This is a genomic window from Micromonospora sp. NPDC005686 (assembly GCF_042871665.1).
Lineage (GTDB): Bacteria > Actinomycetota > Actinomycetes > Mycobacteriales > Micromonosporaceae > Micromonospora.
In genome coordinates this window covers 469,136-495,169 of sequence record NZ_JBIAIY010000002.1, presented here as the reverse complement: position 1 = coordinate 495,169, position 26,034 = coordinate 469,136, and the positions used below count along the sequence as shown (strand labels likewise).

The window sequence follows — 26,034 nt, the reverse complement described above, 5'->3', positions numbered from 1 at the left end:
CTTTTGCCGCCTATGCCGCGAATGTTCCTCACGATCGGACGATCAGAGGCCCGGTCCGGTGTACCGCTTCCCGCCCACGTTGGGCCACGGATTCGGCCGGCACCCCTTGAGGAACAGCGTCTGCTGCTGCATCACCGGCGCCGCCCGGCCCGCGCCGGGGCACCCCTCGTGCCGGTGCCCGAGCTGGTGTCCCACCTCGTGATTGACCACGTAGAACCGGTAGGTGTCCAGCGGCATCCCGGCGGCGACCAGGTGCGGCGCCGAGGTCCGCCACCGGTCCAGGTTGATCACCACTTTGCCCGGCACCCGGCACGACGTGTACGGCACCCCGCCGATCCGGATGTCGATCCCGCCCGCCCCGCACAGCCGCCTGGCCGTCTCCCGGGTGGCGAGGTAGATCGTGAAGTCGTGCCCGCCGTCCGGGCCGACCCGCTGCAACCGCAGCTTGCCACCGGCCCAGCCACCCGGGCCGGCCAGCGCGCGCTGCACCGTCTCGCCGAAGGCGCGGGCCTCCTCGCCGGAGCCGTTCTCCGCCGCCACCCGGTAACGGTGCAGCGTCCCCGAGCGGCCGAGCACGCCGCTGGTGCGGTCGTCGTAGGCGAAGCTGCCCCGGCCCTTCGCCGGCCCCGGGGCCGACAGCCTCAGCACCGGCGCGGCCGGCGAACTGGACGTCACCACCGGGGGCGGCGGCGAGACGCTCGGCGTGGACGGCTCCCGCGTCGGGGCCGGAGGCTGGGCGGCGAACCCGTCGGTGGCCCGGGTTCCCGCGCCCGCCGACGGCAGTTGCACCGCCACGCCGACACCGATCGCGGCGGCGGCGACGAAGGCACAGACCACGAGGGCGGAACGCCAGTGAGGGAAGGAGGAACGGGAGCGGGGCATCCGGCTCAGCCTGCCACGTCATGCTCCCTTCCGCTCTCCCCCGTGCCGGTGGCGAGCGACGGCGTCGCCTCGGCGAGCAGCCCCAGCACCGCCCGCGCCACGGTCCGGGGCACCTCCAACTGGGCCACGTGCCCGACGCCGTCGAGCATCAGCAGCCGGCTGTCCGGGATCACCCGGGCCGCCTGCGGCGCCACCCGCACGTCGACCAGCCGGTCCTGCCGCCCGCCCACCACCAGCGTGGGCGCCCGTACCGCCGCCGCCTGCCGCCAGAGCGCGCCCTCACCCGGCAGGTACGAGCGCAGGAAACTGGCGACCAGGCCCCGGAACGTCCGCACGTACGCGGCGGCGTAGTGGGCCGCCTCGTACCGGACCCGGATCTCGTCGATGGACTCCTGCCGGCGCTGCTCGCTGATCCGGGTCAGGTCCGCCACGCACGCCTCCATCACCTGCTGCGCCGTCACCTCCGGGCTGAACTGGGCCAGCCGCCAGGCGGCCAGGCGTTCACCCCGGGGGATCGCCAGCAGCGGCAGCATCCGCCCCTGCAACGAGCGCCGGAAGTCCAGGAAGGGCAGGGCGGGCGAGACCAGGGTGAGCGTGCGGACCAGGTCGGGGCGCAGCGCGGCCACCCGGACCGAGATCGCGCCGCCCAGCGAGTTGCCGAACAGGTGCACCGGCCCTCTGTCGCTGTGCTCGATCCAGCGGATCACCCGCTCGGCGAAGGACGGGATGGTGTAGCGCGGCCCGGGCTCGCTGCGCCCGAACCCGGGCAGGTCGATCGCCTGGCCGTCGAGCCGGTCCGCGAGCAGGCCGGCCAGGTCGGTCCAGTTCTGCGCCGACCCGCCGAGACCGTGCACGTAGAGCGCGGGCTCCGCGCCGGGCCCGGTGGCCGGGGTGTCGCGGACGTGCACGAGCGTGCCGTCGAGGCGTACATGCCGGCCGGGCCAGGGCGGCGGCAGGACCTGGTGTGCGGGAAGGCTGTGTTCCGGCCAGAGTGCGGCGCGCTTCATGTCTCCAGTCTCCCCGCCCGGGCCGTACCGCACAGCGTCGCTCAGGACAGCAGTGCCTCCAGCCGCCGGTTCACCGCCGCGAGCGTGGCCCGCACGACCGCCTGCCGGGGATCCCCGGCCACCAGCGCCGAGCCGGCCAACTGCTCCACCCAGCCGTCGCAGACCAGCAGCACCACGACTGTCGCCACCTCACAGTTGCCGAACGGCACCACGGCGGCGTGCTCCACGAAGCAGCGGCCCCGCTCACCGGCCGGGACGCTCCCGCCGAGCAGCTCGTCCACCGCGGCGGCGGCGGCCACCGCGCAGAGCCGCAGCACGTACCCGTCGACAGCCGGCCCGGTCGCGTGGCCCTCGGCCGTCCGGTCGCCCGCGACCAGGCGGACCTCGGTGGTGGCGTCCAGGCCGAACGTGCTCACCAGGACGTGCTCGATCACCACCCGGGGCCCCAGAACGCCGCCGGTGTCCAGCGGCCGCGACGGCGCGGTCTCCGTCGTGGTCATCTGCCCACCGGAGTACGACGTGCCGAGCGTGACCGGGCTGCCGGTCGACGTGCCGGTCGGCGCGGCGGCCAGCGACGTCTCGTCCACCGTGGCCCGGCCCCGGTGGGTGGCCTGCCGGCGGCGGCGCGGCGGCTCGTCGCCGTCGCCGGGCGCCTCGGCCGGACGCACGGGCCGGTCCGCACCGAACCGCGCGTCTCCGGAGCGGTTCGCGGCCGGACGTGCCACGCCGGTACGCGCCGGCGTCTCGTCGCCGACCGGCTCGTCGCCGTTACGCGGCGCCTGGATACGGGGCTCGCCCGGCTCGGGCTGCGCGGCACAGGCCTCGCCCGGGGTGGACTGCGCCCCGGGCGCCCGGGTCTCGCCCGCGCGCGTCTCGCCGGAGCGGTCCAGCCGGGCCGACCGGCGGCGCAGCGGGGCCGGCGGCGGCACGGCGGGTGCGCCGGGCAGGTTCTGCGGGGCGGCGGCCAGGCCCATCCGATCCTGGAGCAGCCGGGCCACCATGCGGCTCACCTCGGCCGGGTCCGCGCCGTCGGCCAGGTCGAGCCGGAGGCTGTGCGCGCCGGCCGGGGTACGGCGCAGCGCTGCGTCGCGTACGCCCGCCACCTCGCGGACCGCGTCGAGGATCGCGTTGACGTCGAAGCCCTCCGGCCGCTCCCGCAGCGGGGCGGGTTCGTCGTCCCGGCGCAGATGGGTGGCGATGCGGGCGAGTTCGGGGGTCTCGGCGGACGGTTCCACTGCCGGTGGCTCCGGCACGACTGGCACGTCCGGTTCCGAGGGGACGCGCTGCGGCAGCACGGGGAACGGTTCCTCCGGTGAGGGCTCGGCGACCGCGTCGGCGGCCGGCACCGGTTCCGGTGCGGACCGGCGGGCCGCGTAGGGAGGGGCGCTCGTCGGGTGGGGCGCGGGTGTGTGGTCGGGGCGCGGCGTGCCGCTCGCGGCGGGAGCGCCGGAGACCGGCGGGGCGGGGGTAGCCGCTTCGGCGGGGGGCGCCGGGGCGTATCCACCGGCCGGCAGGGTCGGGGCACCGGGCACGGGTGGCGCACCGGGCGCGGGCGGGGCACTCGCCGGCCCGGGACCGGGGGGCGTGATCAGCGGGGGAACCGGCACCGGCGGTGCGGCCCAGGAGGGGCGCTCGTAGCCGCGCGGCGGCTCGGCGTCGCCCCGGGCCAGCCGGAACGGCCGAGTCGCCTCGAGCGTCGGCTCCGGCCCGGCCGGCGGCTCGAACCCGCGCGCCGGCTCCGGCCCGGTACCCGGCTCGTGCTGCCGGGGCCCCTCGGACTCGGCGAACGGCTGGTACGACCGCGCCGCATCGGGACCGGCGGACTGCTGGTACTGCCGCGCCGCCTCGGGCGCGGCGGCCGGCTCGACGCGCAACGGCTCGTACGCCCGTACCGGCTCGGGCCGGGGTGGCTCGTAGGCGGCGGGCGGCTCGGGCCGGGGTGGCTCGTAGGCGGCGGGCGGCTCGACGCGGGCCGGCTCGTACGGCCGCACCGGCTCGGGCGCCCACTCGGCCGCGCGGTCGCCGCGGACGGTGCGCTGGGCGGCGCTGTCGTCCGCCCACTCCCGCCGCTCGGCGGGCTCCTCGGCGCGGCGGGCCGGCGGCTCCTCGGCGCCTCGGACCGGCGGCTCCTCGGACCGGTGGGCCGGCGGCTCCTCGGTGCGGGCCCAGGGCGGGGCCCAGCCGTCACCCCAGCTCGGGCGGTTCCAGGACGGCCCCGACCAGTCCGGTTCGGCGGCCCTCGGGTCGTCCGCCACCGGAGGGTCGGCGGCGGCCCGCGGCTCGGCGGCCTCCCGGCCCTCGGACGGGTGGACCTCGCCCGGTACGTCCTCCGGCCGGTTCGCGGCCGGCAGCGGGGTGACCGGCCGGTCGGCCCAGCCCCGGGACAGCGACGGGGTGGATTCGGTGTTCGGCGCGTGGAAGCCCGGCGGCACCTCGAAACCGGAGGCGGCGGCGCCGACCGGCGGGACCTGGAGGGCCGGGGGCGCGGAGGTCGGCCCGCTGTCGGCCCAGCGCGCCGTCCGGGTGGCCGGGTCGTCGGCGGCGTGCCGGGAGCCGGCGACGTCGCCCGGGTCGGTCTGCTGCTCGATCGTCGGCGCCGGGCGTGGGGCCGGGACGGCCAGCCGTTCGCCGTCGACGGGCCGGGGCGGCTCGTCCGCGGGCGGGGCACTGACCGGCGCCTGGCGGGTCACTGGTGACTCCTCACCGGCGTGGTGCACGCCGTTGACGTGGCGGCCGTTGGCGCGGCCCGGTTCCGGCGCGGAGTGGCCGGGCAGCGGGGCGGGCAGGTCGCCGTGCCGGGGCGAGGAGGCGGCCCAGCCGCCGAGGTCGCCGTAGGGCCAGCCGCCGGGCGCCGGAGCGCCGCGGGACCAGCCGTTCGGCGGGGGCGCCCAACCGCCGCCGGTACGGGCCGGGTCGTCCTGCTGGCCCGTCCCGTCGCCGTGCTCTCCCGGGGTGGCGGCTCCGGGTTGCCCTGTTTCACTCACCGCGCGCTCCTTGGTCGCCCCCGCTGAGGCTACCGTGTGGTGACAGTGGCGATAAGTTACAGCGGCGGGCCAATTCCGCGACGGGTTCACGGACCCGGACCGGTTCGGGTGATACGTGCCGGCTCGTACGCAGATACTCGGAGGATCCGATGACCGCAGTGGGGAACGGTGCACAGACCGCCGGTCGGCCCACCCGCCTGCCCCGCTCGGCGCGCCGTAAGCAGCTGCTCGCCGCCGCCCAGGAGGTGTTCGTCGCGCAGGGCTACCACGCCGCCGCGATGGACGACATCGCCGAGCGGGCCGGTGTCTCCAAGCCGGTGCTCTACCAGCACTTTCCCGGGAAGATGGAGCTGTACCTGGCACTGCTGGACACGCACTGTGACGCGATAGTCGCCAACGTGCAGGCCGCGATGAGCGGCACCAACGACAACAAGGAGCGGGTCGGCGCCGCGGTGCGCGCGTACTTCGACTTCGTCGACCACGAGAGCGAGGCGTTCCGGCTGGTCTTCGAGTCGGACCTGCGCAACGACCCGGGGGTGCGGCAGCGGGTGGAGCGGGTCGAGCAGGGCTGCATCGCGGCCATCACCGACACGATCATCTCGGACACCGGGGTCAGCCGCTCGCGCGCCGAACTGCTCGCCTCGGGCCTGGTCGGCGCCGCCGAGACGGCCGCCCAGTTCTGGCTGGCCGGTGGCCGGCAGGTGCCCAAGGGAGAGGCCGAGGCGCTGGTCGCGGCCCTGTCCTGGCGTGGCATCGCCAGCTTCCCGCTGCAAGGTGAGTCAGCCTGAACATCGGCCCACCGGATCGGATAGCCTTCCCACGGTGGCTTTTTCGCCCCAGTTGAGGAGGCACAGTGGAGGTCAAGATCGGCGTGCAGTACGCGCCGCGGGAGCTGGTCCTGGAAAGCGCGCAGTCGCCGGCCGAGATCGAGCAGATCGTGACCGACGCCTTCGCCAAGAGTGAGGGCACCCTCTCCCTGACCGACGAGAAGGGCCGGCGCGTGATCGTGCCGGTCGGCAAGGTCGCCTACGTCGAGATCGCCGAGGCGTCGCCCCGCGCCGTCGGGTTCACCGTTCGCTGATTCCCGCGGCACCGGCCGCCGTGGCGGGCCTCCCGCCACGGCGGCTCAGTTGTTCTACCCGGCGGTTGCCGTCCGCGCGGTGTGCGCCTCGGTCAACCCGCACGCCGAGCAGATCCCGGTATGCGCCCGGGTAGCCGGCGCAGCAGCCCCGGCACATCCCCCCACCGGTCCGCCCGTATGACCGCGACGAGCGCGCCCCGGTCGCCGGCGGAGCCGACCGGTGAGCCGCCGGTGGTGCGCGATCTCGCGGCGGCCATCTCGCCGAGCGCGGCGCGGCGACGCAGGTCGGGGGCGGTGGGCTCGCCGCCGGCACGAGCGCAGGTCATGGGCGCCACATCTGTGACTCAGGTCACAACGGGATGCCCCGCGCGCACGGCCACCACCTGGGAATCGGGACGACTCAGTGACCGTTCAGGTAGGATGAGATAATTGCCGTGGGCACCGATTCGGTCACTTGCTGACCGACGCCGGTCCCCGACGCGCGTGCGGCCCGGTCCGGCTCGGCGAATTCGCCCCTGACCGCGTGGCCCGCGCCACACCGATCGCGCCCTGAGGACCTGAGGGGCGCACCACGAGAGGGCACCCCCAGATCCATATGAGCGAGCAGATTTCCGGCCAGCCACTGGCCCCCACCGCTCCGGTCCCCCCGGAGGCACCCACGTTCGCCGCGCTCGGCGCGCGGCAGGAGACCGTCGAGGCGCTGGCCGCCGCCGGCATCACCCGCGCCTTCGCCATCCAGGAGTACGCGCTGCCGATCGCGCTGCGCGGCGTCGACCTGATCGGTCAGGCGCCGACCGGCACCGGCAAGACGCTCGGCTTCGGCATCCCGCTGCTGGAGCGGGTCTTCGCCCCGTCCGAGGGCAGCGACGGCGTCCCGCAGGCGCTGGTCGTCGTACCCACCCGTGAGCTGGGCATCCAGGTCGCCAAGGACCTCGACGCCGCCGGCCGCACCCGGGGCGTCCGGGTGCTGCCGATCTACGGCGGCGTGGCGTACGAGCCGCAGATCGAGGCGCTGCGCAAGGGCGTCGAGGTCCTGGTCGGCACCCCGGGCCGCCTGCTGGACCTGCAGAAGCAGAAGCACCTGCGCCTCGACCGGGTCCGCGCGCTCGTCCTCGACGAGGCCGACCGCATGCTCGACCTGGGCTTCCTGGACGACGTCGAGAAGATTCTGGCGATGCTGCCGGAGGACCGGCAGACCATGCTGTTCTCGGCCACCATGCCGGACCCGATCGTCGCGCTGTCCCGGCGCTTCCTGCGCCGCCCGGTGACCATCCACGCCGGGCACACCGCCGAGACCGGCCCCTCGCCGCAGACCAAGCAGCTCGCGTACCGCACGCACTCGATGAACAAGGTCGAGATCGTGGCGCGCATCCTTCAGGCCGAGGGCCGCGGGCTGACCATGATCTTCACCCGTACCAAGCGGGCCGCCGACCGGGTCGCCGAGGATCTCGACTTCCGTGGCTTCGCCGTCGCCGCCGTGCACGGTGACCTCGGGCAGGGCGCGCGCGAGCGGGCGCTGCGGGCGTTCCGGGCCGGCAAGATCGACACGCTCGTCGCCACCGACGTCGCGGCCCGGGGCATCGACGTCACCGGCGTCACGCACGTGATCAATTACGACTGCCCGGAGGACCAGGACACCTACACCCACCGCATCGGCCGTACCGGCCGGGCCGGGGCCACGGGTGTCGCTGTGACCTTCGTCGACTGGGACGACATGCCTCGCTGGCGGATCGTCGACAAGACGCTCGGGCTGGACATGCCCGAGCCGCCGGAGACGTACCACACCTCCGCGCACCTCTACACGGACCTGGACATCCCGACGGAGGTCAGCAGCACGCTGCCGACCGCCGAGCGCACCCGCGCCGGCCTGTCCGCCGAGGTCGAGGAGGACCTGGGCGGCGGTGGCCGGTCGCGCCGGGGCGCGCGACGCGGCGACAGCCGGGGTCGCGACCGCGGCGAGGGCCCGGACCGCGACCGTGACCGCGGCCGTGGCCGGGGCGGCGAGGGCGGTTCGTCCGCCGGTTCGTCCGCCCCGCAGGCCGACGCCGGGGACGACGAGACCTCGCGTACGCCGCGTCGGCGGCGCCGTCGCCGGGCCGGCGAGACGACGGCCGGTGAGCCGACCGCGGTGATCGGCACCGAGGGCGCGACCGAGACCGCCGCTGACGCACCGCAGCCCGCGGAGGGCGAGGCGGCGAGCAAGCCGCGTCGCCGGCGTCGGCGCCGTGGCGGCGGCACCGGCGTGCCCGCCGAGGCGACGAACGCCGACTGACGAACGCAACGGAAACGGCCTCCCGGACCCCGGTCCCGGGAGGCCGTCCCCGTCCCGGCACCGTCCGGATCATCCGACGATCATGAAGTTGACGGCGCGACACGCCGTGCGCGCCACCGGCCAACTTCATGATCGCCGGGCTGTCGGCGGGTGGGGCGAGGGCCAGGAGAGGTAGGTACAGATGGCTGAGGCGTTGGAGTCGGCGCTGGCTGAGGTGCGGGCGCTGCTGCTCGCGCCGGGGCTGACCCGCGCGGTCGCCGCCGGGCGCCGCCGTGGGCAGCGTCCCTCGGTGGCCCGCGCGGAACTGCGCCCGGTCACGCTGAAGGCCGGCCCCCGGTTGCAGATCGCCGTCACCGACGGCTCACGACCGCACACCCGCAACGTGGCGCCTGGCACGGAGGCCGGCGGGGCGGTCGACGAGCTGCTCGCCGAGCCGTTCGGCAACTGGCACGTCGAGACCGCCGACACCACGCTCCAGCTCCGGGTCACCAAGTCCGGCGAGGCGCAGGTGCACCGCGCGGCGGCCAGCCGTCCGGCCGCCGAGCCGGGCGGGCACGACCGGGCCAAGGAATGGCTGCTCGACCCCGGTGATCCCCTGTTCCGCGAGATCGGCGGCTCGGCGGCCAAGCGCCGCCAGGTCGACGCCTTCCTGCGCGCGCTCGCGGCCACGCTGCCCGACGACCTCACCGGCCCACTGCGGGTGGTGGACCTGGGCTGCGGCAACGCGTACCTGACCTTCGCCGCCTACCGCTACCTCGACCAGCGCGGCCTGGACGTGACACTGGTCGGGGTGGACGTACGCGAGGACCAGCGCCGCCGCAACACCGAGCTGGCCGAGCGCCTGGGCTGGTCCGACCGGGTCGGTTTCGTGGCCGGCACCATCGCCGAGGCGGCAGTCGAACCGGTGCCCGATCTGGTGCTGGCGCTGCACGCCTGCGACACCGCCACCGACGAGGCGCTGGCCCGGGCGGTGCGCTGGGAGGCTCGCTGGGTGCTCGCCGCGCCCTGCTGCCACCACGACCTGGCCGCGCAGTTGCGGGCCGGGCAGGCGCCCGCGCCGTACGAGCTGCTGACCCGGCAGGGCATCCTGCGGGAACGGTTCGCCGACGTGCTCACCGACGCGGTGCGGGCCGCGCTGCTGCGCCTGCACGGCTACCGCGCCGAGGTGGTGGAGTTCGTCGACTCCCAGCACACGCCGCGCAACCTGCTGATCCGGGCGCGGCGGACGGCCGGCGCCCCGACCGACGGGCAGCGGGCCGAGTATCGCGAACTGGTCGACCAGTGGGGCGTCACGCCCCGGCTGGAGACGCTGCTGGCCGAGGCGCGCTGACCGGCGGCCTACCGTCCCAGGTCACCCCGGTTGCGGTCACCCCGGTCCAGCACCGACACCCGCTCGCCGGAACCGCGGTTCGGGGCGTGCTCGACGTCGTGTGCGGCGCTCGGGAACGGCACCACCTTCCCGCGCTGCTCGCCGTTCCCGGCGGCGGCGAAGGCGTTCCACGAGATGTCGACGAGCAGCCGCTTCAGCTCGGCGTGCCGGACGGCGGCGTTGCGCTGCAACGCCATCCGCGCGCCGAGCACCACCGAGACCAGCGTGGTGCAGATCGCGCCGGTCGCGGCGATCAGGTGTACGCCTGTCGCCTCGCCGCCGCGTACCGCCAGCACCAGTAGCCAGAGCCAGAAGCCGAGCGCGAACACCGCGGCCTTGGCAACGAAGAAGAGACTCACCGCGCCAGGGCGATGCGGTACGGAACGGTCCGGCTCGGCCATACTTCTCCTCCATCGCTTCTCAGGGTCCCTCAGCCTGTTGCCCGAAGTGTATTACCCGAACGGCAGTTCGGCATTTGATCGTCCTGCCAGCGTGCCCTCCGGGCCGATCAGGCGGTTACTTCTCACGCCGGGCGGGCTACGCTCGATGGGCGAGCCGGGCCACCGGAGGAAGGGGACAGATCCACCAGGAATGGGTTCTGCAGACGTTTCGCCGCAGATGGCCTTCGCGCGCTTCGTACGCCGGGCCATCGATGCCGCGCGCGAGGAACGCGGCTGGACGGTGACCGACCTCGCCACCCACACCGGCGTGGGCCGTTCCACTGTGTTCCGCTGGCTGGCCGGAGACTGGCAGGACTATCCCGAACTCGCCAAGGTGCGCGGCTTCTGCGCCGCCCTCGACCTGCCGGTGGCGGCGGCGTTCCGCGCGCTGGGCCTGCCCGACGCCGGGCCGGTGCCCCGCCGCCGGGGCGCCGAGGACGGCCCGGTGGAGGCCGATGTGCGGGTCATCCTGGACCGGCTCGCCGACCCGAACGTGCCCGCCGAGGAGAAGCACCACATCCGCGATCTGCTCCGCTATCTGGCCCGCCGCCCGGTCCGCCGGGCCGGCTGACCGCTCAGGCGCGACGGCCTGCGGCTCAGGTCACGGTCAGCGTGAACTCGGCGGTCCGCACCACGCCGCCGACCTGGAAGTCCAGGAACATCCGGTAGCTTCCCGGCCCCGGCGCGGTCAGCCAGAACGTCACGTCATCGCCGTCGCGCACCGGCTCCGGGTGGACGTGCAGGTAGCCGAGATCGCCCTTACGCAACGCAACCAGGTGCCCGTACGCCCCGAGGTACGGCTCCAGCGACGCCGCCGCGCCGTCGGTGCCGGTGACCCGGAACCGCAGTGGCACCGCCTTCCCCACCTCCGGCGTGCCGGTGTAGGCGACGGTGAACCCGTCGACGGTGGCCGACGTGGCGGCGGCGGACAGCGGCCGGGGCTGGTACGCGCCGGACGCGGTCAGGTCGGCGCCGAGCACCACGGCGACCTGGCGGCCGTCGTCGGCGACGGTGGTGAAGTCGGCGTACATCCGCCAGGGGCCCGCCTCCGGCGGCGTGACCGGCACCGACCAGGTGCCGTCGGCGGCCATCGTCGGGTGCAGGTGCCGGTAGCCGCTGAGGTCACGCCGGACCATGATCACGTGCATCGGCTTGTCGTGCACGACGGCGTACCGGGTGACCGCCCGGCGCTGGTCGTCGCGGATCTGGAAGCGCAGCTCACCGGCGCGGCCCGCGACCAGCTCGGTCGACGGCACGAGCGTGTAGCCGGCCGAGGTGATCGACAGCCCGGTCGCGCCGTCGCCGCCGCCCTGGGTGACAGTGGCGCCGTCGTGCGTGTGCGCGCCGGTCCCGGGTGAGTGGGCGTGCGCGCCGCCGTCGGCGCCGGTGGCGACCCCGCCTGTCGTCGCGCCCGCCGGCCGGGCCGGGTCGGCCGGCGCGTTCATCCGCCCGAGGCCGAAACCGAGCAGTACGGCGAGCACCAGGCCGCCCACCACCAGGGCCAGCCGCAGCGTCTCCCGGTCCACCGCCACGGGACCGGCCGCAGCCGCCCCGGCCCGGCCGTCCGTGCCGTCCCCGGACCGAGCCGCGTCCCCGGACCGAGCCGCGTCCCCGGACCGAGCCGCGTCACCGGGCCCTGCCGCGGGAGCGTCGGAACCGGCCCGGGAGTCGTCGGGGACGACGCCGGTGCCGGACGTGACCGACGACGACTCAGGCACCGCCGCCGACCAGCTCGTAACCCGCCTCGTCCACCGCGGCGCGAACGGACTCGACGGACAACGGCGCCTCGCTGGTGACAGTGGCGGTGCCGCTCGTCAGATCGATCCGGACCTCGTCGACGCCGGGCAGCGCGGACAGCTCCTCGGTCACCGCCTTGACGCAGTGTTCGCAGGTCATCCCGGTCACGGTGTACGTCTCGACGACGGGTCGCTGCTCGGTCATGGCCCCACGGTACCGCCGCCCGGACGCAGGCCGGACGACGGTCCGCCGACGGTGGTGACGCTCGCATTCCGCCCGGCCCGGGAACTTTCCACGCGACCGGCGAACCGCGGGGACCGCGCACGGCCGCGACGGGTCAGCCGGCCACCGCGAGCGCCAGCGGCAGCACGTCCGGGGCGCCGGCCCGGCGCAGCAGCCGCGCCACCATCGCCATCGTCCAGCCCGAGTCGACCAGGTCGTCCACCAGCAGCACCGGACCGTCCAGCCCCGGCAGCGCGCCGGCCAGCTCGTCCGGCAGGTGGAAGGCGCCGTGCAGCGCGCGTACCCGCTGGGCGCTGTTGCCGCGCGGCCCGCCGCCGCCCGCCGGACCGGCCGGGACGACCTGGCCGAGCAGCGGCAGCCGGCCCACGGCGGCGATCCGCTCGGCCAGCGAGCCCACCAGCAGCGGTCGCGTCCGGGAGCCGACCGCGACCACGCCCGCCGGCCGCCGGGGCCACGGGTCGTCGCCGTGCGCCCACGCCTTCAGCACCTCGACCACCGCGGCCACCACGTCGTCGGGCACCGGGCCGTCCGGCGCCTCCGGCCCGACCAGCCCACGCAGCCGCCCGCCCCACCCCAGGTCGGACAGGCGTCCCACGGCCCGGCCGGCCAGCGCCTGCTCCGCCGGGGGAATGCGGCCCTTCAGGGGTACGCCGACCGCCTCCAACCCGGTCGGCCAGAGCTTCTTCGGCGGGATCGGCACGCCGGGACGCCCGAGGAAGGTCTGCGCGGCGGTCAGCGCCGGCTCGGAGACGGCGGCGTCGAACAGCGGGCCGGCGCAGTTGTCGCACCGCCCGCAGTCCTGCGCACCGGTGTCGTCCAGCCCTTCCCGCAGGTAACGCATCCGGCAGCCGGACGTCGAGGCGTACTCCCGCATGGCCCGCTGCTCGGCGGCGCGCGCGTCGGCGACGCGCCGCAACCGGGCCTCGTCGTAGACCCACGGCTCGCCGGTGGCGAGCCAGCCGCCGCGCACCCGGCGGACCGCGCCGTCCACGTCGAGCACCTTGAGCATCAGCTCCAGCCGGGTCCGGCGCAGGTCGACCACCGGTTCCAGGGCCTGCGTGGAGATCGGCCGCGCGGTGTCCAGCGCGGCGAGCACGGCGCGGACCTGCTCCTCGGGCGGGAAGGCGAGCGAGGCGAAGTACCGCCAGATCGCCGCGTCCTCCACGCCGGGCAGCAGCAGCACCTCGGCGTGCTCGACGGCCCGGCCCGCGCGGCCGACCTGCTGGTAGTAGGCGATCGGCGAGGGCGGCGCACCCAGGTGCACCACGAAGCCGAGGTCGGGCTTGTCGAAGCCCATGCCGAGCGCGCTCGTGGCGACCAGCGCCTTGATCTTGTTGTCCAGCAGGTCCTGCTCGGCGGCCCGCCGGTCGGCGTCCTCGGCCTGCCCCGTGTAGGAGGCGACCGGCCAGCCCCGGCCGCGCAGGAACTCGGCCGTCTCGGTGGCCGCCGCCACGGTGAGCGTGTAGACGATCCCCGAGCCGGGGAGCCGGTCCAGGTGGTCGGCCAGCCAGGCCAGGCGGTGGGCCGGACTCGGCAGATCGAGTACGCCGAGGCGCAGCGACTCCCGGTCGAGTGTGCCCCGCAGCACCAGCGCGTCACCCAACTGCTCGGCCACATCCTGCGTGACCCGGGCGTTGGCGGTGGCGGTGGTGGCGAGCACCGGCGTGCGCTCGGGCAAGTTGGCCAGGAACGTGCGCAGCCGCCGGTAGTCGGGACGGAAGTCGTGTCCCCAGTCGGAGACGCAGTGCGCCTCGTCCACCACGAGCAGCCCGGTGGTGGCCGCCAGCTTCGGCAGCACACCGTCGCGGAAGTCCGGGTTGTTCAGGCGCTCCGGGCTGATCAGCAGCACGTCGACCGCCCCGGCGTGGATCTCGGCGGTGATCTCGTCCCACTCGTCGAGGTTCGCCGAGTTGATGGTGCGCGCCCGGATGCCGGCCCGGGCGGCGGACTCGACCTGGTTGCGCATCAGCGCCAGCAGCGGCGAGACGATCACCGTCGGCCCGTGCTCGCCGTTCTCACGCAGCAGCGCGGTGGCCACGAAGTAGACGGCCGACTTGCCCCAGCCGGTGCGCTGCACGCAGAGCACCCGCCGCCGGTCGACAACGAGCGCCTCGATTGCTCGCCACTGGTCCTCGCGCAGCCGGGCGTGGTCACCCGCCAGCCGCCGCAGCACCGCCTCGGCGCGCTCCCGGACGGCCATCCGATCCTGACTCATCCGGCATTTCTACCAGGGACGGCCGACGCCACCGGCGGACCGGGCGGCGGCGTGGGCGGCGAAGCGGGCGCCGGTGCGGGCGGCAGGAAGATCAGCAGCTCGCGCAACGAGTCCGTCGCCGCCGCCGGCAGCAGGCACCGCGAGGCCAGCTCCTCCATCGACGTGTACGGGCCCCGCATCCGCCGGTCGACCACCACGTGCTGTGCCTGCGACCGGGTCAGTCCCGGCAGCCCGGCGATCACCGGATCCGGCACCGAGTTGATGTCCACCAGTCCGCCGTCGTCGTACGCGCGGGGCAGGTCGGGACGCCCGATGCGCAGGTCGTTGCGGGCCGACGGGTACTGGTAGAGCAGGTAACGGGCGTACTCCCGGCGCAGCCGGTTGCGGTCGGCGTACGGCCGCCCGCGCCAGAGGCCACGCACCCAGGCGAGCAGCCGACCGTTGAGCAGCACCACGTGCGGGACGCCCGCCACCCAGGCGCTCAGCCAGATCGCGATCATGGTGCCCTCGGGCGCGGTGACCTCCTCCGACTCGCTGCCACCGACGACCACCAGGAACGTCACGGCCACGGTCAGGTAGCAGACCGCGGCGACGACGCTGCCCCAGCCGCGTCGCCAGAAGCCGTACAGCAGCACCACCAGCCAGGTGAGCATGCCGAACGAGAACAGGGCGGTGAGCGCGCCACCCACCGTCGCGGCGACGCTCAGCCACCCGGGCACACCGGTGGGACGCCTGGACTGCGGGACGGCGCCGAACAGCGGTGCGACAGGGGGCGAGACCCAGGCCGGCAGGCCGGTCGGCGACTCGGCTGAGGGTGCCGGGGGGAGCGGACCGCCCGGCTGCGCCGAGACGGTGAACTGCACCGGAACGGTGAGCTGAGCCGGAACGGTGAGCTGGGCCGGTGCGCCCGCCGGGTGATCGGCGGCGGCCGGAGGCGGCTCCGGGCCGCCCGACCACCGCCCGCCCGGTCCGGCCCGCTCCGGACGCGCCAGAAGGTCCGGGTCGGCGCGCAGGATCCGCCGGTGCAGATCCTGAAGCGGTTCGCCCGGCTCGATGCCGTACTCGTCGCGGAGCAGCCCCGCGTAGTCGCGGTAGGCGGCCAGCGCCTCGGCCTGCCGCCCGCTGCGGTGCAGCGCCAGCATGAGCTGCTGACGCAGCCGCTCCCGGACCGGGAACTCGGCGACCAGCTCGACCAGGCGGCCGACCAGCTCGCCGTGCCGGCCGGCGGCCAGTTCCAGGTCGGTACGCGTCTCCAGCGCGACCGCGCGCAGCTCCACCAGCCGGTGCCGGGCCGCGTCGAAGTACGGCCCGGCGAACCCGGTGAACGGCTCCCCCTGCCACAGGTCCAGCGCGGCGCTCACCTCGGCGAGCGCCTCCTCCGTACGGCCGGGCGCCTGCGCCGCCCGGGCACGCCGCACGCCGCGCTCGAAGCGCACCACGTCCACCGCCTCGGGCGGCACGCGCAACAGGTAGCCGGCGTCGGTGAGGGTGAGCACCCGGGCCGGGGTACGCGGTGAGCGGTCGGGTTCCAGCACCCGGCGCAGACCGGCCACGTACTTCTGCACCACGTTGAGGCCGTTCACCGGCGCCTCGTCCGGCCAGACCGCCTCGACGATCTGCCCGGTCGGGACGGGACGGCCGGCGGCGAGCAGCAGCACGGCCAGCACCGCCCGCTGCTTGGCCGGGCCAAGATCGAGCGGACGGTCGGCATACCACGCCCGCTGCGGGCCGAGGAGTTCGAAGCGCAGCGCCTCTGACATGCGAGTTTCCGCCCCCGTACCAGCTGCTGCCGCCCACTGTGGCCGACGGCAGTCGGACGGCAGCATATCGGCAGCGAGGCCGCCGTGACGTCTGGCGATACTTACCCGGCAACAACCACCTGGGAAAGTGAGTCGAACACCATGACGCAGCGATTCGGATCCGTCGTGAGCCTCCGGCGGATCGCGGCTCTCGCGACGGCAGTGCTGGCCACCACCGTCCTGTCCGCGGGGTGCGGGACGGGGGACGCCACCGAGAGCGCCGGACCGGCGCCGAGCCCGTCGGCCGACCCGAAGGCCACGCTGCTGGCCGCCGTGCCGGACGAGAACGACCCGGCCTTCCGGTTCACCACCATCGAGGGCGCGGACAAGTTCGACGGGGTGGTCGACCCGGCGGCGCACGGCCTTGAGCTGTCCGTGTCGGAGAAGAGCAAGGACCCGGAGTTCACCATGGGGATGACCTTCCGCGTGATCGAGGAGGACATCTGGATGCGGGTCAAGATCACCGGAATGGCCGGCCTGCAGGACATGATGAAGCTGCCGAAGCGCTGGATGCTCCTGGACCGCACCAAGCTCGACGAAGCCTCCGACGTGCCGGTCTACCAGAACGCCGACCCGGCCAACATGGCCGCGGTCATCCGGACCGCGGAGACGGTCGAGGACCAGGGCGACGGGAAGTACACCGGGCTCGCCGACCTGACCGCGAACGCCGACATCCGCGAGAGCTTCACCACAGTGGATGTGGACGCGCTCGGTGACGCGGCCAAGAAGGTGCCGTTCACGGCAGTGGTCGGGCCGGACGGGAACCTCACCTCGCTGACCCTGAACGTGCCGGCCGCGGGCAAGAAGAAGGCGATGAAGCTGGTCGCCAAGTACTACGACTTCGGCAAGGCGCCGAAGATCAGCGCGCCGACCGGCGCGCAGGTGCAGAAGGCGCCGGCGACGGCGTACGAGATGCTCAACGGCTGACGACGACGGACGAGGGCGGTGGCCACACGGGGGGCCGCCGCCCCTTCGGCGTGTCAGCGGCCGAGCACCGAGCCGCCGTTGACGCCGAGCACCTGCCCGGTGACGTACCCGGCGGACGGGCCGACCAGGTAACGGACGGCCGCCGCGATGTCGTCCGGCACACCGGCCCGGCCGACGAGCGTGGCGGCGACCCGTTTGGCGTGCCCCTCCGGCGTCATCCGGTCGCCGAAGAACTCGGTCTCGGCCACGTAGCCGGGGCTGACCACGTTCACAGTGATCTGTTCCGGGCCGAGCTGGGCGGCGAGGTCGTACGCCCAGCCGTGCAGCGCGGCCTTCGCGGCCGAGTACGGCCCGGCGCCACCGCGCTGCGCGGCGATCGAGCTGAGCAGGACCACCCGGCCGCCGGGACGGCGCAGGGCGGGCAGCAGCGCCTCGGTGAGCAGCACGGCGGTCAGCACGTTGGCGTCCAGGTTGGCCCGCCACCAGTCCGCCACCCCGCCGAGCGAGTCGGTCGCCCCGCCGAGGTAGCCCCCGGCGTTGTTGACCACGGCGTCCACCGCGCGCTCCCCCACGGCCTCCACCACCGCACCGACCTGCCCCGGTTCGGTCAGATCGGCAGCGACAGCGGTGACCGCCCCGTCCCGCCCGCTCTCGTCACAGATCCGCCGCGCAGCCGATTCGAGCACGCCGGCCCGCCGCCCCACGACAAGAACGTCGAACCCGTCCCCGACGAGCCCATGCGCCACAGCAGCCCCGATCCCGGTCCCACCCCCACTGACAACCGCAAGCCGCCGATCCCCCATGAGGTCTCCCCTTCCCGCGTCCCGTCCCGGCCCTACCCCGGGCGATCATGAAGTTAGCGCCATCGGGCACGGCGTGTCGCGGCGTTAACTTCATGATCGCCGGGGCAGGGGTGGGGCAGAGGCGGGAGGGGTCAGCGGGGGCGGCGGAGGGCGGTCAGGAGGGGGGTCAGGCGGGAGCGCAGGCTGGCCAGGCCGCCGGGGAAGAAGTAGACGGCCAGGATGAAGACGGTGCCCAGGACGAACAGCGGCTGGCTCAGCGGCTGGCTGAGGAACGCGGGCAGGCTGTTCACCGCGTCGCTGCTGCCGAACGCGGTGAGCCGGTGATCCAGGTACATGTAGAGGACACCGCCCAGCACCGGCCCCCACCGCGTGCCGGGTCCGCCGAGCACCACCATGACCAGCAGCGACAGCGTCAGCTCCGACGAGGTGATGTGCGGGCTGGCGCCGCCGACGATCAGCACGTACACCACCCCACCGGCGGACGCGAGACCACCGGCGAGCGTGAACGCGACCAGCTTGAACCGGTACGGATCGAGCCCGAGCACCCCGATGCGCCGCTCGTCGTCGCGCAGCCCGGCCAGCACCCGCCCGGTCGGCGAGGCGCTGACCCGGTGCACCACGAGGACCACGATCACCAGGTACGCCAGCGCCAGCCAGTACAGGTTCACCGTGTTCGTCACGCCCACCAGCGCAGACGGCAGCCCGGACACGTCCAGCGGCAGCCCTTCCTCGCCGCCGGTGAGGCCGCCGAAGTCGCGGGCCACCAGGATCGCCCCGACCTGCGCGAACGCCAGCGTCACCATGGCGAACGCGATGCCCACGGTACGCAGGGCCACCGCGCCGAGCAGCGCGGCGAGCGTGGTGCCGCCGGTCACCGTCAGCACGCCGGCCTGCCACAGCGGCAGCCCGGCCTTGGTGACCAGGATGTCCGTGCCGTACACCCCGGCGGCGAAGTAGAGCGCGTGGCCGAAGGAGAGCATCCCGGTACGCCCGAACAGCAGGTCGTAGCCGGCCGCGAGCCCACCGAAGACCAGGCAGATGGCGAGCAGTTGCAGCGTGCCCGGCGAGTTCAGCGGCCCCTCGAAGATCCCGGGCAGGTGCAGTGTGGAGTACGGCAGGATCGCCGCCACCACCAGCGCCACCAGCGGCAGGTACGGGCGCAGTCCGTGCCAGCGGGCGTGGCCGGGGGTCAGCTCGTCCGGCACCGCCGCCGGGGGTGCCGGCGCATCGGCGCTCTTGACCTCGGTCATGCGTGAGCCACCTTTCCGGCCAGGCCCTGCGGACGCAGCAGCAGCACCACGGCGAGCAGACCGACCACGCACAGGTCGCCCAGGCCGGACGTGCCGTAGTAGTTGACGAACTGTTGCAGCAGCCCCACCGCGACCGCCGCGTACGCGGACCCGACCACCGAGCCCATCCCGCCGATCACCACCACGATGAAGGCGAAGATCAGCAGCGAGCCGCCCTGCCCCGGCGAGACCGTGCCGAAGTAGACGCCGCCGAGCGCACCGGCCAGCGCGGCGGCGGCCCCGCCGATCGCGAAGACCAGCGTGAACGCCTTGCGCACGTCGATGCCGAGCGCGGTGACCATCTCCCGGTTCTCCACGCCGGCCCGGATGATCAGGCCGTACCGGGTCCAGCGCAGGAACGCCAGCAGCGCGCCGAGCACCACCGCGGCGGCGACGATCAGCAGCAGTCCGGCGTTCGGCACCTGGGCGCCGAGCACCGATGTGACGCCCCGGCTCCAGTCCGGGCGCGGGAACGGTCGCGGATCGGCGCCCCAGGTGGCCTGGAGCAGCGCCACACCGGCCAGCGACAGGCCGACGGTGACCAGCACCTGTTCGATGGTGCGGGAGTAGAGCGGCCGGATCAGCACCAGCTCCACCAGCACCGCGACGAGCGAACCGGCCAGCACGCCGAAGACGACTGCCAGCACGAACCCGAGCCCGTCCGGCCCGGCGCCGGGCAGGTTGCCCGCCGCCCACCACGTCGCGTACGCGCCCACGCCGAGGAACAGCCCGTGCGCGAAGTTGAGCACGTCGGCGAGGCCGAACACCAGGGACAGGCCGGAGGCGACCAGGAAGTACAGCGCCGCCAGTCCCAGCCCGGTCAGCGTCAGCAGGACCACTGTGTTCACGCTGTGCCACCTTTCGTTCGCGACTGCGGGGCTCGCAAACCCGGCTCACTCCTCGCGCTCACCGATGCACCTCCGCCGAACCGACACCGAGCAGCGACTTGGTCAGCGCCGTCTCCAGCAGCAACTCCTGGGCGTCGCCGGTCCAGGCGACCTTCCCGGCGGAGAGCACCACCGCGTCGGTCGCCAGCCGCCGTACCACCGCCAGGTTCTGCTCGACGAGCAGCACCGGCACGGATTCCGCCACCCGTTCCAGCACCTCGGCCACCTCGGTCACCACCTTCGGCGCCAGCCCTTTCGTCGGCTCGTCGACCAGCAGCAGCCGGTTGTCGTTCAGCAGCACCCGGCCGATCGCGAGCATCTGCTGCTGCCCGCCCGACAGCGAGCCGGCCCGTTGCCGTCCGCGCCGCTCCAGCTCCGGGAAGAGCGCGAAGACCTTGTCGTACGCGGGCGCGACGCCCCGCCGTTCGGCGAGCCGCAGGTTCTCCGCGACGGTGAGCGCGGCGAAGACGCAGCGGTCCTCCGGCACGTAGCCGAGGCCGTCGCGGACCAGCCGGTGGGTGGGGCGGGCGAGCAGGCTCCGCGCGCCCATCCGCACGGTCCCGCGCACCTCGCCGCCGCGCGGCGTCAGCCCGACGATCGCGCGCAGCGTGGTGGTCTTGCCGACGCCGTTGCGGCCGAGCAGCACCGTGACGCCGGTGGGCGCGACCTCGAACGACACCCCTTGGAGGATGTGCAGTCCGGCGATCCGCACGGACAGGCCCTCGACGGACAGGACAGGTTCCACCATCAGAGGGCCTCCCCCAGGTACGCCTCCTGCACGGTGGCGTTCGCCATCACCGTCTCCGGGGTGTCGCACGCCAGCAGCGCGCCGTGGTGCATCACGGCGATCCGGTCGGCCAGCTCCAGGATCACGTCCATGTGGTGTTCCACCATGAGCACCGCCCGGCCGCTGTCGCCGGTCAACGACTTGATCACGCTGACCAGCTCGGGCACGTCCTCGGCGCTCACCCCGGCCATCGGCTCGTCCAGGAGCATCACCCGGGGTTCACCGGCGAGCAGCAGCGCGATCTCCAGCTTGCGCTTCTCGCCGTGGGCCAGGGTGCCGGCGAGCGCCGTACCCCTGTGGTGCAGGCCGACCCGGTCGAGCGCCGCGTCGGCGGCGGCGGCCACCTCCCGGTCGGCCGCCGCCCGCCGCCACAGCTTCATCGAGCCACCCCGGTGTGCCTGTACGGCGAGCCGGACGTTCTCCCGCACGGTCAGCGAGCCGAAGACCGAGGACGCCTGGAAGGTACGCCCCAGGCCGAGCCGGGCCCGCCGGTGCGGCGCAAGCGCGGTGATGTCCGCGCCGTCCAGCAGGACCGTGCCCTCGGTGGGCCGGCGCAGGCCGGTGATCAGGTTGAACAGGGAGGTCTTGCCGGCGCCGTTGGGCCCGATCACGCCGAGGAACTCCCCCGGCGCCAGATCGAGGTAGACGGAGTCGACGATGGCGACCTCACCGATCCGCCAGGTCAGACCGCGGGTGGCGAGCACCTCCTCAGCCCTTCATCTGCGCGACCGGCGGCGCGCTCTCGTCACCGGTGAGCGACTTCTGCGCGGTCGCCGTGAAGGTGGTGCCGCTGCCGGAGAGCTTGGCCTGGTACATCGGCTGGAGCAGGGCGTGGTCCTCGGCGCGGATCTTCATGGTGCCCTTGACGCCCTCGAACTCCCAGCCCTCCAGCGCCTTGACCATCTTCTCCACGTCGTCGCCGCCCTCCTGCACGGCCCGGACGACCATCTGCGCGGCGGCGAACCCGTCCGGGTGGAACAGGTCGAGCGTGCCGCCCGGCACCTTCGCCTTCGCGGCCTTGGCGGCCTCGGTGTCGCTGGCCCCGTCGAAGTAGTGCGACAGGAACGAGATCTTGCTGCCGGCCGCGCCGAACGTCGGCCAGGAGGCGCGGATGTCCAGGCCGGTGACGACAGTGGTGGACGCGAGGACGCCCTGCTGGTCGAGCGTCTGCCACATGGCGCCGGCGGTGGTGCCGGCCCAGGCGACGAAGAGCAGGTCCGGCTTGGCGGCCTTGATCTGGCTGGCGAACGGCGTGAACTCGGTGGCGCTGGCCGGGGCCCGGACGCTGCTCACGTTCGCGCCGGCGCCGCCGATGACGGCCTTGACGGCGGCCTCGTTCGCGTCGCCGAACGCGCCGTCCTGCGCGAACACGACAACCTTCCTGCCGCCCGCGTCGCCGATGAACGACCGGGCGGTCACCACGTCCTGCCAGGACTGGCGGCCGGAACGGAACGTGTACTTGTTCGCGCCCGTCACCGCGTCGGTGGCGGCCGGGCCGGAGATGAACAGCACCTTGTTCTGCGCGGCGATCGGCGCCACCTGGAGCGCCACCCCGGACGAGGTGGACCCGGCGATGATCTTCGTACCCTTGCCGATCAGGTCCTTCGCGGCGGACACGGCCTTGGCCGGGTCGCCCGCGTCGTCGGCCTCGGTCACCTCGATCGTGCGGTCACCGACCTTGCCGGTGCCCTTGGTGGCGAAGTCGAGGCCGGCCTTGAAACCCTCGATGTACTGCTTGCCGTAGCTGGCGAGCGGCCCGGACTGGGAGTAGACCAGACCGACCTTGACCGGGGCGGCGTCGCCGCCGCCGGATGCGGTGTCCTGCGGGCTGCCACAGGCGGTGGCGGCCAGAGCGACCGCCACCGAGGTGGCTGCGGTAAGGAACACCCGTCGCGTGTGCCGGATCGTCATAGCGACTCCAGGTGAGGACAGGGGGAATGTCAGTTGTCGGCTCACGCTAGAAGTGACGTCACCCACGGGCTATGTGGTCGGCGCACACAAGTACCCGTGACGGGATGGCCGCTCGTTACAACGCCGGACATCGCCACGTAACCGCGCCGACCCCGGATGGCCGCACTCACCACGCACACACCGCCGGCGGTGTCGGCCCACGCCATCGCGCCCCGGTCACCGCCCGCCGCACGCCCCGTCATGGTCGGCCGCCCGCGCGAACCCCCGCGCGCCGTCGAGGTCGGCCGCGAGCACCGGCAGGTGTACGACGAACCGCTCCCGGCTCACCGCTGCGCGCCCGGCGTGAACCGGGACTGCCAACTCTTGAGCGCCGCCTTGATGCGCGTGTTCTCCTCGGCGTACCGGGACGCGTCGCGCCGGGCCAGCGCCAGGTCACCCGCCACCCGGTAGAGGAAGGCGTGCACCTCCGCCGGGTCGAGCCCGCGCCGCACCGTGCGGAACCGCCGCTCGCGGACCTGTCCGACGCTCAGCGGCCGGCACGACTCCGAGCGGTACCAGCCCTCGTTCGGCGGCCTCCCGGGGCGGCTTCGCCGCGCCGACTGGAACAGGTTGAGCACGTTTCGCACGCCGATCCTCCTCACCGAGCCGTGGAGGCGACCCGCCCGCAGACAGGGGACGCGGGCGGGTCGCCGGCACCGAGACCGCAGCCCGTTCGGCGGTACGACCCCGGAGCCCAATCCGGGTCCGACTCCCGAGGTTTGCCGAACCAACCGGAGCCGGACGCGACTCAACCTACACCAGTATCTGGTTATGCGCGAGCCTCCACTCTCGACGCGCTGGGCGACTTGTTGCAGTTACTTGTGCAGGTAGGGCAGGATCGGATTCGCCGAACCAACCGGAGTCCCCACCATGCCCACAGCAGAAGCACCGTTCCGCCGTATCGCCAACGACATCGCCGCGAAGATCAAGAGTGGCGAACTGAAGCCGGGCGACCGGCTGCCCTCCACGCGCGAGTTGGCCGAGACCTACGGCGTCCACATGAACACCGCATACCGCGCGATGTCACTGCTGCACGATCGCGAGCTGATCACCGGCCAGCCCGGCCGCGGCACGTATGTAGCCGAGCCGCCTACCCGCTAGGCCTCGCACCGGATCTTGAATCTCGCACCACCGGGGCAGCCGACCACCGTTTAGTCAGATCATGGACTCCGTCCCGCCGCCTTGCGCATCCGGCCAAGGACATCACGGCTGCTCACTGGGCATGCTTGGCGGTTCGAGCACCCTCGAGCGACCAAAGCACGGCCCACGAGAGCAGTTACGTAGCGCTATCTTCGCATCACTGAAAGCGAGTGCTGCGGGGAGGGCTCTTGTCCGCAAACGACGAATTCTTCCGCTCCAAGAAGGCAGCCGCCGTCCTCAAGCACGGCATCCTCAAGCGCTATCCAGTGGTGTTCGCGTCCAAGACGGGCCAGGGCAACCCGATCGTCTTCCTGGACGGCTACGCCGGCAGGGGCGAGTACGACGGCGGGGAGCCGGGTTCACCCCTGCTCCTGTCCCGGTGTGCCGAGTTCGTTCAGGGCTTCCGCGACGTACTGGGATTCTTTGTAGAGCAAGACCCGGACAGCTACGCGAACCTGGAGCAGGTCCTCCGCGAGAAGGGTGGCCCGGTCCAACGTGAACTGCGTCAGGGCAGCCTCGACCAGCACCTCCCCGAGTTGTTGGCTCGGGCCAAGGGCGCCTCACTCTTCGCCTTTCTCGATCCCTTCGGCCCAGCCCTCGACTTCGACCTGATTCGCACCCGGCTGCTCGGTCGGCCCAGTTGGCCCCCCACCGAGGTATTGCTCCATTTCAGCGTCTCCACGGTGGCGCGCATGGGGCGTGCCGTCCACGTCGCAGGTCAAAGGCCGGGCGGCCTGTCGGGGAGCGAGCAGAAGACCGCCGCGCGACTGGATCGGTTCCTCGGCGGGGCTTGGTGGCGCAGCTACTTCGCCCAGGTGTCCGACTCGCAAGATGACGAGCGCGCCACGGACGTCGCATTGCGGGTCGCGGACAGGTACGCCCGAAACCTCGCCGAGGGATCGGACTATCAGGCGGTGCGGATGCCCGTGCGGCCACGGCCCGGCCTCGCGCCGAAGTACGTCCTCACCCTGTTCACAAGGCACGGCGAAGGAGCCTGGCATTTTGCCGACACCCTGGGTAAGGCCGGCGTCGAGTGGGAGGAGGCCTGGGTGAAGGAACAGCTACGCCGAAACGATCACCTGGCTGACACCTTGTTCGGCGACGGCCCCGTCTTCGATGCCGAGCAGTACAAGGCCGAGAACGCCCAGCGCTGGTCCGGGACGATCGAGCGGAACCTCATGAAACTGCTGGAACGGCATAGGTCTTGCAAGATCGTTGATCACGTGCCTGAGGTCTACGGTGAGGTGCTCGGACAGGCCTGGGCCCCTCACGTGCGGCAAGCCGTCAAGGCGCTGTACCGGCGAGAACAGATCAGCTGCCCTGGCACGGGCGACTTTTGGAAAGAAGTCGTCTGGCGCCCGTGACGTGGTGGCCCGGCCTCTGCGCCCCTAGGCTGACGCGAGCGTGCGGGGCAATGGCATCTCATCCCAGGTGCGGCCGTCCAGCAACCGACCCCCAACCTTCGGCGTGCGCCCGCCCCATTGCTTGAAGAAGAAGGCAGTGCCGGCGGACCTGCATTGGTCCCGTAGGTCACGGACCCACGCCGGATCCATCGGGCGGCAGCCCTGCCCGGACTCTCCTCCTGCGATCAACCAGTCGATGCCGTCGAGATCTAGGTTTGACAACGGACCGAGCAACGGCTCCGCCGAGATAAAGCGCACCGCAGCCGGCACCTCCCGCAGCTGATCGACTCGCTCTCGGTACGTGCCGTTCTCGACGCTCACACCCATCCAGACATTCGCCGGCCAGTCGAGGTGGTGGCTGACCTTCGCCAGTCGCGCAGCGCGCTTGGTGAGCACCTGGAAGGTGTGCCGTGGCGTCTCGCGCATCACGGCGAACACCTGTTGCACATAGTCGAGGGGGACCCGGGCATGAAAAAGGTCTGACATGGAATTGACGAAAACGGTGCGCGGGTCACGCCAGCGGCGAGGAATGTCCAGGGCATCGGCGTGCAGGGCGACACCGAACCCGGGACCAGAGGTGCGCGGATCGCCGTCGGTCTGGTATTTCGTGGAGCCCATGGCCTTGAGGCGCTTCGCGAGCGTCAACGCGTAACAGTTGTCGCAGCCGTCGGAGATGCGGTCACAACCGGTGGTGGGATTCCAGGTTGCTTCCGTCCATTCGATGGCGCTCTTGTCGGCCATGCGCCCTCCTTCCGGTCGCGAAGTGCCCATCCTGTCGAACATCCGTACGCATGGGAAGGGCGCGGCAGCTTTCCGACC

The 26,034-nt window shown here is 73.4% G+C and carries 25 protein-coding genes; 8 read left to right on the top strand and 17 right to left on the bottom strand.

The window, feature by feature from the left end; genetic code table 11:
• Nucleotides 1–42 precede the first annotated feature (42 nt).
• Genes ACFYON_RS06190 through ACFYON_RS06180 form a run of 3 tightly spaced genes read right to left on the bottom strand, consistent with a single transcriptional unit; the run spans nt 43 to nt 4,873 of the window.
• Entirely contained in the window at nt 43–882 is an 840-nt protein-coding gene (locus ACFYON_RS06190; RefSeq protein WP_354874271.1) for a DUF3152 domain-containing protein, read from the bottom strand.
• A gap of 5 nt (nt 883–887) precedes the next feature.
• Entirely contained in the window at nt 888–1,889 is a 1,002-nt protein-coding gene (locus ACFYON_RS06185) for an alpha/beta hydrolase (RefSeq protein WP_354874269.1), read from the bottom strand.
• 41 nt (nt 1,890–1,930) lie between these two features.
• A complete protein-coding gene (locus ACFYON_RS06180; RefSeq protein WP_354874267.1) occupies nt 1,931–4,873 on the bottom strand; it encodes a hypothetical protein in 2,943 nt (980 codons plus the stop codon).
• A gap of 149 nt (nt 4,874–5,022) precedes the next feature.
• Between ACFYON_RS06180 and ACFYON_RS06175 the strand changes: the two genes are divergently transcribed.
• Together ACFYON_RS06175 and ACFYON_RS06170 are read left to right on the top strand one after the other, a co-directional pair.
• Nucleotides 5,023–5,661 (top strand): TetR/AcrR family transcriptional regulator, encoded by a 639-nt coding sequence (locus tag ACFYON_RS06175; RefSeq protein ID WP_354874265.1) that lies wholly within the window; start codon nt 5,023–5,025, stop codon nt 5,659–5,661.
• Between the two features lie 65 nt (nt 5,662–5,726).
• On the top strand, nt 5,727–5,954 hold the full coding sequence (locus ACFYON_RS06170; RefSeq protein WP_013288692.1) for a DUF3107 domain-containing protein: 228 nt from the start codon (nt 5,727–5,729) through the stop codon (nt 5,952–5,954).
• A gap of 92 nt (nt 5,955–6,046) precedes the next feature.
• On the opposite strand, the gene ACFYON_RS06165 is transcribed toward ACFYON_RS06170, so the two are convergent.
• Nucleotides 6,047–6,280: a hypothetical protein gene (locus tag ACFYON_RS06165; protein WP_354874262.1), complete on the bottom strand. Its 234-nt coding sequence runs from the start codon at nt 6,278–6,280 to the stop codon at nt 6,047–6,049.
• A 269-nt stretch (nt 6,281–6,549) separates the two neighbouring features.
• Between ACFYON_RS06165 and ACFYON_RS06160 the strand changes: the two genes are divergently transcribed.
• Both ACFYON_RS06160 and ACFYON_RS06155 read left to right on the top strand, forming a co-directional pair.
• Nucleotides 6,550–8,226, top strand: a complete 1,677-nt coding sequence (locus tag ACFYON_RS06160) for a DEAD/DEAH box helicase (protein ID WP_354874260.1) — start codon at nt 6,550–6,552, stop codon at nt 8,224–8,226.
• A 181-nt stretch (nt 8,227–8,407) separates the two neighbouring features.
• Complete coding sequence (locus ACFYON_RS06155; protein WP_354874258.1) at nt 8,408–9,556, top strand: SAM-dependent methyltransferase; 1,149 nt, start codon at nt 8,408–8,410, stop codon at nt 9,554–9,556.
• 8 nt (nt 9,557–9,564) lie between these two features.
• Here ACFYON_RS06155 and ACFYON_RS06150 read toward each other — a convergent pair whose 3' ends face one another.
• On the bottom strand, nt 9,565–9,954 hold the full coding sequence (locus ACFYON_RS06150; protein WP_354874256.1) for a hypothetical protein: 390 nt from the start codon (nt 9,952–9,954) through the stop codon (nt 9,565–9,567).
• Nucleotides 9,955–10,186: 232 nt separating this feature from the next.
• On the opposite strand from ACFYON_RS06150, the gene ACFYON_RS06145 reads away from it, so the two are divergent.
• The gene (locus ACFYON_RS06145) at nt 10,187–10,606 is read left to right on the top strand and encodes a helix-turn-helix transcriptional regulator (RefSeq protein ID WP_026268433.1); all 420 of its coding nucleotides are present in this window, start codon (nt 10,187–10,189) and stop codon (nt 10,604–10,606) included.
• A 25-nt stretch (nt 10,607–10,631) separates the two neighbouring features.
• On the opposite strand, the gene ACFYON_RS06140 is transcribed toward ACFYON_RS06145, so the two are convergent.
• The 4 genes from ACFYON_RS06140 to ACFYON_RS06125 form a co-directional block, all read right to left on the bottom strand.
• Complete coding sequence (locus tag ACFYON_RS06140) at nt 10,632–11,753, bottom strand: hypothetical protein (protein ID WP_387256811.1); 1,122 nt, start codon at nt 11,751–11,753, stop codon at nt 10,632–10,634.
• The gene (locus tag ACFYON_RS06135; RefSeq protein ID WP_354874252.1) at nt 11,746–11,976 is read right to left on the bottom strand and encodes a heavy metal-associated domain-containing protein; all 231 of its coding nucleotides are present in this window, start codon (nt 11,974–11,976) and stop codon (nt 11,746–11,748) included. Before ACFYON_RS06135 ends, ACFYON_RS06140 begins: the two co-directional genes overlap by 8 nt.
• A gap of 133 nt (nt 11,977–12,109) precedes the next feature.
• Complete coding sequence (locus ACFYON_RS06130; RefSeq protein WP_354874250.1) at nt 12,110–14,230, bottom strand: DEAD/DEAH box helicase; 2,121 nt, start codon at nt 14,228–14,230, stop codon at nt 12,110–12,112.
• Complete coding sequence (locus ACFYON_RS06125) at nt 14,227–15,990, bottom strand: BTAD domain-containing putative transcriptional regulator (protein WP_354874248.1); 1,764 nt, start codon at nt 15,988–15,990, stop codon at nt 14,227–14,229. The genes ACFYON_RS06130 and ACFYON_RS06125 overlap by 4 nt, the downstream gene beginning before the upstream one ends.
• 165 nt (nt 15,991–16,155) lie before the next feature.
• Here ACFYON_RS06125 and ACFYON_RS06120 point away from each other — a divergent pair, with 165 nt between their 5' ends.
• The gene (locus ACFYON_RS06120; RefSeq protein ID WP_355093528.1) at nt 16,156–16,956 is read left to right on the top strand and encodes a hypothetical protein; all 801 of its coding nucleotides are present in this window, start codon (nt 16,156–16,158) and stop codon (nt 16,954–16,956) included.
• 53 nt (nt 16,957–17,009) lie between these two features.
• Here the strand turns inward: ACFYON_RS06120 and ACFYON_RS06115 are convergent, their stop codons facing one another.
• The 7 genes from ACFYON_RS06115 to ACFYON_RS06085 form a co-directional block, all read right to left on the bottom strand.
• Complete coding sequence (locus ACFYON_RS06115) at nt 17,010–17,759, bottom strand: SDR family oxidoreductase (protein ID WP_354874244.1); 750 nt, start codon at nt 17,757–17,759, stop codon at nt 17,010–17,012.
• Nucleotides 17,760–17,890: 131 nt separating this feature from the next.
• Entirely contained in the window at nt 17,891–19,009 is a 1,119-nt protein-coding gene (locus ACFYON_RS06110; RefSeq protein WP_354874242.1) for a branched-chain amino acid ABC transporter permease, read from the bottom strand.
• Nucleotides 19,006–19,896, bottom strand: a complete 891-nt coding sequence (locus ACFYON_RS06105; protein WP_302905485.1) for a branched-chain amino acid ABC transporter permease — start codon at nt 19,894–19,896, stop codon at nt 19,006–19,008. Before ACFYON_RS06105 ends, ACFYON_RS06110 begins: the two co-directional genes overlap by 4 nt.
• Before the next feature lie 58 nt (nt 19,897–19,954).
• Nucleotides 19,955–20,683 (bottom strand): ABC transporter ATP-binding protein, encoded by a 729-nt coding sequence (locus ACFYON_RS06100; protein WP_354874239.1) that lies wholly within the window; start codon nt 20,681–20,683, stop codon nt 19,955–19,957.
• On the bottom strand, nt 20,683–21,426 hold the full coding sequence (locus tag ACFYON_RS06095) for an ABC transporter ATP-binding protein (protein WP_184688734.1): 744 nt from the start codon (nt 21,424–21,426) through the stop codon (nt 20,683–20,685). Before ACFYON_RS06095 ends, ACFYON_RS06100 begins: the two co-directional genes overlap by 1 nt.
• Before the next feature lie 4 nt (nt 21,427–21,430).
• Nucleotides 21,431–22,633: a substrate-binding domain-containing protein gene (locus ACFYON_RS06090; protein ID WP_354874237.1), complete on the bottom strand. Its 1,203-nt coding sequence runs from the start codon at nt 22,631–22,633 to the stop codon at nt 21,431–21,433.
• Between the two features lie 323 nt (nt 22,634–22,956).
• Nucleotides 22,957–23,259, bottom strand: a complete 303-nt coding sequence (locus ACFYON_RS06085) for a DivIVA domain-containing protein (RefSeq protein ID WP_355014791.1) — start codon at nt 23,257–23,259, stop codon at nt 22,957–22,959.
• 283 nt (nt 23,260–23,542) lie between these two features.
• On the opposite strand from ACFYON_RS06085, the gene ACFYON_RS06080 reads away from it, so the two are divergent.
• Both ACFYON_RS06080 and tcmP read left to right on the top strand, forming a co-directional pair.
• Entirely contained in the window at nt 23,543–23,773 is a 231-nt protein-coding gene (locus ACFYON_RS06080; protein WP_357707243.1) for a winged helix-turn-helix domain-containing protein, read from the top strand.
• A 227-nt stretch (nt 23,774–24,000) separates the two neighbouring features.
• Nucleotides 24,001–25,176, top strand: coding sequence for a three-Cys-motif partner protein TcmP (gene tcmP, locus ACFYON_RS06075; RefSeq protein WP_357707240.1), 1,176 nt, complete (start codon nt 24,001–24,003; stop codon nt 25,174–25,176).
• 24 nt (nt 25,177–25,200) lie between these two features.
• On the opposite strand, the gene ACFYON_RS06070 is transcribed toward tcmP, so the two are convergent.
• A complete protein-coding gene (locus tag ACFYON_RS06070) occupies nt 25,201–25,956 on the bottom strand; it encodes a phage Gp37/Gp68 family protein (RefSeq protein ID WP_357707238.1) in 756 nt (251 codons plus the stop codon).
• Between the last annotated feature and the right edge of the window lie 78 nt (nt 25,957–26,034).

Coding starts and splice junctions, on each gene's coding strand:
- ACFYON_RS06125 (WP_354874248.1), bottom strand. CDS start 15,990: ATGTCAGAGGCGCTGCGCTTCGAACTCCTCGGCCCGCAGCGGGCGTGG.
- ACFYON_RS06080 (WP_357707243.1), top strand. CDS start 23,543: ATGCCCACAGCAGAAGCACCGTTCCGCCGTATCGCCAACGACATCGCC.
- ACFYON_RS06155 (WP_354874258.1), top strand. CDS start 8,408: ATGGCTGAGGCGTTGGAGTCGGCGCTGGCTGAGGTGCGGGCGCTGCTG.
- ACFYON_RS06110 (WP_354874242.1), bottom strand. CDS start 19,009: ATGACCGAGGTCAAGAGCGCCGATGCGCCGGCACCCCCGGCGGCGGTG.
- ACFYON_RS06135 (WP_354874252.1), bottom strand. CDS start 11,976: ATGACCGAGCAGCGACCCGTCGTCGAGACGTACACCGTGACCGGGATG.
- ACFYON_RS06100 (WP_354874239.1), bottom strand. CDS start 20,683: ATGGTGGAACCTGTCCTGTCCGTCGAGGGCCTGTCCGTGCGGATCGCC.
- ACFYON_RS06070 (WP_357707238.1), bottom strand. CDS start 25,956: ATGGCCGACAAGAGCGCCATCGAATGGACGGAAGCAACCTGGAATCCC.
- ACFYON_RS06130 (WP_354874250.1), bottom strand. CDS start 14,230: ATGAGTCAGGATCGGATGGCCGTCCGGGAGCGCGCCGAGGCGGTGCTG.
- ACFYON_RS06175 (WP_354874265.1), top strand. CDS start 5,023: ATGACCGCAGTGGGGAACGGTGCACAGACCGCCGGTCGGCCCACCCGC.
- ACFYON_RS06190 (WP_354874271.1), bottom strand. CDS start 882: ATGCCCCGCTCCCGTTCCTCCTTCCCTCACTGGCGTTCCGCCCTCGTG.
- ACFYON_RS06165 (WP_354874262.1), bottom strand. CDS start 6,280: ATGACCTGCGCTCGTGCCGGCGGCGAGCCCACCGCCCCCGACCTGCGT.
- ACFYON_RS06115 (WP_354874244.1), bottom strand. CDS start 17,759: ATGGGGGATCGGCGGCTTGCGGTTGTCAGTGGGGGTGGGACCGGGATC.
- ACFYON_RS06090 (WP_354874237.1), bottom strand. CDS start 22,633: ATGACGATCCGGCACACGCGACGGGTGTTCCTTACCGCAGCCACCTCG.
- ACFYON_RS06145 (WP_026268433.1), top strand. CDS start 10,187: ATGGGTTCTGCAGACGTTTCGCCGCAGATGGCCTTCGCGCGCTTCGTA.
- ACFYON_RS06185 (WP_354874269.1), bottom strand. CDS start 1,889: ATGAAGCGCGCCGCACTCTGGCCGGAACACAGCCTTCCCGCACACCAG.
- ACFYON_RS06160 (WP_354874260.1), top strand. CDS start 6,550: ATGAGCGAGCAGATTTCCGGCCAGCCACTGGCCCCCACCGCTCCGGTC.